Origin of the sequence: Corallococcus llansteffanensis, assembly GCF_003612055.1 — a bacterium.
GTDB lineage: Bacteria > Myxococcota > Myxococcia > Myxococcales > Myxococcaceae > Corallococcus > Corallococcus llansteffanensis.
In genome coordinates this window covers 1-4,774 of sequence record NZ_RAWB01000686.1, presented here as the reverse complement: position 1 = coordinate 4,774, position 4,774 = coordinate 1, and the positions used below count along the sequence as shown (strand labels likewise).

Sequence of the window (4,774 nt, the reverse complement as noted above, 5' to 3'; positions counted from 1 at the left end):
GCCTGGGGGCTCGCGGCCATCTCGGCGCTGCCGATTGGCTTCTCCGTGTGGAGCCAGCTGCGGCTCCAGCAGGAGTGCCACGGGCCGCGCGTCGCGCCCCGGCACTTCTGGGTGCCGGCGGTGCTGCCGTTGCTGGTCGCCGGAGTGACGCTGTCCGCGCGGCTGTCGCGCGAGGTGGACTGGCGCGGCCGGAGCTACCGGTTGGATGCGAAGGCGCGCCTGGGGGAGGCCCAGCCTGCCCGGGCCAGCGTGTAGACGGGGCGGCGGACGCGACGATGCAGCCAGCTTCCCAACTGTTCCACCGCGCTCGCCACGGCATCCCTCAGGGGGGGCCCGGCCGAGCGCAGCAGGGGCCCGGCGGACCGCAGCCGGCTGCCCTGGCCGCGCGTGGAGAGCATCGCGGTGAGGGCATGGCCCACGACGCGCAGGTACTCGCGCGCCATCACCCGCATGCGCGGCTCCTCGGAGGAGAGCAGGGCCATGGAGGCCCGCGCGCCGCGAGGGCTGTGCTCCCAGTAGTGCAGCAGCCCCAGGCGCAGCGCCCGCATGCCCTCGTCCTGGCCGGCGAAGGCGCTGTAGAGCGCGGAGGCGAGCGCGACGCGCGTGCGCTGCGCCGGCCGTCGCTCATGGGCATAGCGCTCGAGCGCGCGGGGGATGTGGCCCGCGTGGCGGTGCAGCGCCTCCTGGAGGGCGCGGGCGTCGTGGAAGCACGAGGCCATGCCGCTGGCGGTGAGCGGATGGCAGCACGCGGCGGCATCGCCCACGAGCACGGCGCTGCCCGCCCAGACGGTCTCCGCCAGCCGGTCGTCATTGGAGGCCATGCGCGGCGCGGGTTGCTGCTCCAGGGCCTGTTGGACCTCGGACCTCAGACCGGGGGGCAGGGCGAGCAGGAGCTCCGGCCGGGCCTTCAACGTCCCGGCGGTGCTGCCCAGGGGGAGGTCCACCATCACGCGCGCCACACCGGGCTGGATGGCATAGGCGAGCGCGTGCAGCGGGCCGCCCACGAACTGGTGGCCATGGTCGGGGTGGGGCAGGCAGGCGCTGTCCACGGTGACGCCCAGCATGGTGGAGATGCGCAGGTGGTGCTCGGCGATGCCCAGCATCCGCCGCACGGGCGACGCGCGTCCGTCCGCGGCCACGAGCAGCCGGGCCTTCACCGTGTGCTCGGCGCCCTCGAGGGAGAAGCGCAGGCGGACGCCGTGCTCATCGTTGTGCTCCACGGCCGTCACGCGGGCGCGGCCGTGCAGGGTGACGCCGGGCCGTCGGGACACCGACTCCTGGAGGGGGACGGTGAGGTTGGCGTGCTCGAGCGACAGCCCGGTGACGCCGTGTCCATAGGGCAGGATGAGGGTGTGCGTGGGGGCATGGAAGCGCACCGCGAAGCCGCGCACGGGCTGGGACGTCCAGGCATCCACGACGCCCCCGAAGCCCAGGGCGCGCAGGTCCCGCACCCCGGCGGGGTGGAGCAGCTCCCCCGCGAGCTGCTTGTGACGGTCCACGCCCGCGTCGAGCAGCAGGACGGACCACCCCAGCTCGGCGAGCGCCGCCGCCACCGCGCAACCCGCGGGCCCGCCACCGGCAATCACCACGTCGACGTCCCCCACGCGGCCCCCACTCGGTCACAAGACAGAGACGTCCTGTCTGTCATTGACGACTTAGCCATTGATGCGTCGCGCCGCACGAAGAGGAGGCAGGCATGGTGGTCCCAGGTGAGTCCTTCTGCCGCACGCAGCTGCCCCGGGTGTCCCGGACGTTCGCGCTGAACATCCCCCTGCTCCCGGCGCCCCTGGACCTGGCGGTGACGGTGGCCTACCTGCTGTGCCGCATCGCGGACACGCTGGAGGACGAGGCCCTCGGGGCGCTCCAGGCAGGACTGCTGGACGAGCTGGCGGGACTGGTGGCGCTGGGGCCGGACTGGGAAGCCCGCGCCCGGTCCTTCTCACGGCGGGCGGGGCTCGCGCTGGGCGGCGGAGCCCCGGTGGCGGAAGCGGAGCTGGTCTCTGGGACGCCCATGGTGCTGGAGACGCTGGCCTCGCTTCCTCCCTGGGTGCACCCGCATGTCGCGCGGTGCGTGCGCACGATGACGGGTGGGATGAATCACATCCAGCAGGCGTATGGCGGCGGCGGTGGGGTCAGGGGGCTGCCCGACCTCCATGCCCTGTCCTTGTACTGTTATTACGTGGCGGGCGTGGTGGGGGAGATGCTGACCGGGCTCTTCCTCGCCTCCTCACCGTGGGTCGCCCCGCGCAAGGCCCGGCTCGTCCCACGGGCCGTTGCCTTTGGCCGCGCCCTGCAGCTCACCAACATCCTGAAGGACGTGCGCGAGGACCTGGACCGGGGACGCTGCTGGCTGCCCTGGGATCGGATGGCCGCGCACGGGCTGGAGCCCGCCACGCTCGTGCTGCCCGGGCACCGCGCGCAGGCGGTCGACCTGATGGACGAGCTGGTGGTGGTGGCGCGCCGGGAGCTGGACGTCGCGCTCGAGTATTCGCTGGCATTGCCAACCGAGGAGCCCGGCCTGCGGCTGTTCTGCCTCTACCCCCTCTTCTTCGCGGTGCTGACCCTCAACGTCCTGGAGGGCAATCCCGCAGTGTTCGACCCCGCGCCGGTGAAGATCGGCCGGGACGCCGTGCGGTCACTGATGCTGCTCACGCAGGAGCGGGTGGCGTCGGATGCCGCGCTGCGGGAGCTCTACGCGGACTGTTCGCGGGCACCCCGTGCCCTGGAGGCGATGACATGAGCTCGCGGGCCCGCGACGTGCTGGCCCGGACCCAGGAGGCGGATGGCTCCTGGAAGGGCGACTACGGCGGCCCGCTCTTCCTCAGCCCGGTGTACGTGGCCGGGCTGTATGTGATGGGAAGGATCCCGGACGCGCGCACCCGGGACGGGATGCTCGTCCACCTGCGCGGTCACCAGAACGAGGATGGGGGCTGGGGGCTCGACGTGGAGTCACCCAGCCTGGTCTTCACGACGGTGCTCAACTACGTGGCGCTGCGACTGATGGGCGTCGGCGCCGACGATCCGGGCCTTGTCCGCGCGCGGGAGTGGTTCCTTCCCCGGGGCGGTCCACTCGGCAGCGGCTCCTGGGGGAAGTTCGTCCTCGCGCTCCTGGGGCTCTATGAATACGACGGGCTCGACCCCGCTCCTCCCGAGCTGTGGCTGCTGCCGCGAGCGCTGCCTTTCCATCCGTCGCGGCTGTGGTGCCATTGCCGCATGGTGTACCTGCCCATGGGCTGGCTTTTTGGCCGCCGGGCCCGCGCGGTGGAGACACCCCTGCTGGCCGAGCTGCGTCGCGAGCTCTATCCCCAGCCGTACGCGGACGTGGATTGGAAGAGGGCGCGAAGCCGGGTGGCCGCGTCCGATGCCTATACCCCTCGGAGTGCCTGGCTGCGCGCCGTGAACCGCGTGCTCGGCTTCTACGAGCGGATCCACTCGAAGCGGCTGCGCGCCCGCGCGCTGGATGAGTCCCTGGCGTTGATCCGCGCGGAGGACGAGGCGACGCACTACATCTGCATCGGGCCCATCAACAAGGTGCTGAACACCGTGGTGTGGCACCTGGCCCGGCCGGACGGTCCGGAGGTGCGAGCCCATCTGGAGCGCCTGCCGGACTACCTCCAGCACTCTCCGGATGGCATCAAGGTCAACGGCTACAACTCCTCGCAGCTCTGGGACACCGCGTTCGCGGTGCAGGCCCTGGTGGCCTCGGGACAGGCGGAAGAGGCGCGGGACACGCTCGCGCGGGCGGGCCGCTTCCTGGAGGCGGAGCAGGTGCTGGAGGATCCGCCGCACGCCGCGCGCTTCTACCGGCATCCGAGCCGGGGCGGCTGGCCCTTCAGCACGCGCGCCCACGGGTGGCCCATCAGTGATTGCACCGCGGAGGCGCTGAAGGCGTGTCTGTTGTTGGAACCGCTCGGGCTCAACCACGTGCCGCGCGAGCGGCTGGCACAGGCGGTGGAGTTCATCCTCTCGCTGCGGAACCGCGACGGCGGCTGGGCCACCTATGAGCGACAGCGGGGGCCGCGCTGGCTGGAGCGGCTCAACCCCTCGGACGTGTTCGCCGGCATCATGGTGGACACCAGCTACGTGGAATGCACGTCGGCGTGCGTGCAGGCGCTGGTGGCGTGGCGAAGGGCGCGGCCGGAGGCGTCGGTGGGGGAGGCCATCGCGCGAGGCGTGGACTTCCTGCGCCGCACGCAGCGCCCGGACGGAAGCTGGGAGGGGTCCTGGGGCGTGTGCTTCAGCTACGGCACGTGGTTCGCCGTGTCAGGGCTGGCGGCCGCGGGCACGCGGACCCAAGACCCCGCGCTGCGACGGGCCGCCGCGTTCCTGAAGGCCCAACAGCGCGAGGACGGCTCCTGGAGCGAGACCGTGCGGAGCTGCCGCGAGCGCCGCTGGGTGGACGGGCCCACGGGGCACGCGGTGACGACGTCCTGGGCCCTGCTGTCGCTCGTGGCCACGGGAGACGCGGACTCGGAGGCCACGCGCCGGGGCGTGGCGTGGCTCCGCGCGAGGCAGGGCGCGGATGGCCGGTGGCCGCAAGAGCCCCTGGCGGGCGTGTTCAACCGCACCTGCGCCATCCACTACGACGCCTACCTGCGCATCTTCCCGCTGTGGGCGCTGTCGCTCGCGGGGGCCCCGGAGCGTCGCGGCCTCCCGCGCAGTGCGATTGGAAATGAGGGGGTCGAGCCCTGTTGGTCCATGCGGTGAACGGGGGGCTGTAACCTTTCAGGGCGCTCCTTCGTGGTTCTCGCAAAGGCGCCTGGAATGTCCCGGG

At 72.5% G+C, this 4,774-nt stretch carries 4 protein-coding genes; 3 read left to right on the top strand and 1 reads right to left on the bottom strand.

What is annotated here, in order from left to right; genetic code table 11:
* Positions 1-255: hypothetical protein (locus D7V93_RS45455; protein ID WP_158623953.1), on the top strand; the 255-nt coding region annotated here is incomplete at its 5' end.
* Here the strand turns inward: D7V93_RS45455 and D7V93_RS38130 are convergent.
* Positions 195-1,604 carry an FAD-dependent oxidoreductase gene (locus D7V93_RS38130; protein WP_120647997.1) on the bottom strand — a complete coding sequence of 470 codons (1,410 nt, stop codon included), beginning with the start codon at positions 1,602-1,604 and terminating at the stop codon, positions 195-197. The genes D7V93_RS45455 and D7V93_RS38130 overlap by 61 nt on opposite strands.
* Positions 1,605-1,696: 92 nt before the next feature.
* Here D7V93_RS38130 and D7V93_RS38125 point away from each other — a divergent pair, with 92 nt between their 5' ends.
* Positions 1,697-2,740: a phytoene/squalene synthase family protein gene (locus D7V93_RS38125; protein ID WP_120647996.1), complete on the top strand. Its 1,044-nt coding sequence runs from the start codon at positions 1,697-1,699 to the stop codon at positions 2,738-2,740.
* Positions 2,737-4,707, top strand: coding sequence for a 2,3-oxidosqualene cyclase (locus D7V93_RS38120; RefSeq protein ID WP_120647995.1), 1,971 nt, complete (start codon positions 2,737-2,739; stop codon positions 4,705-4,707). The genes D7V93_RS38125 and D7V93_RS38120 overlap by 4 nt, the downstream gene beginning before the upstream one ends.
* The last annotated feature ends 67 nt before the right edge of the window (positions 4,708-4,774 follow it).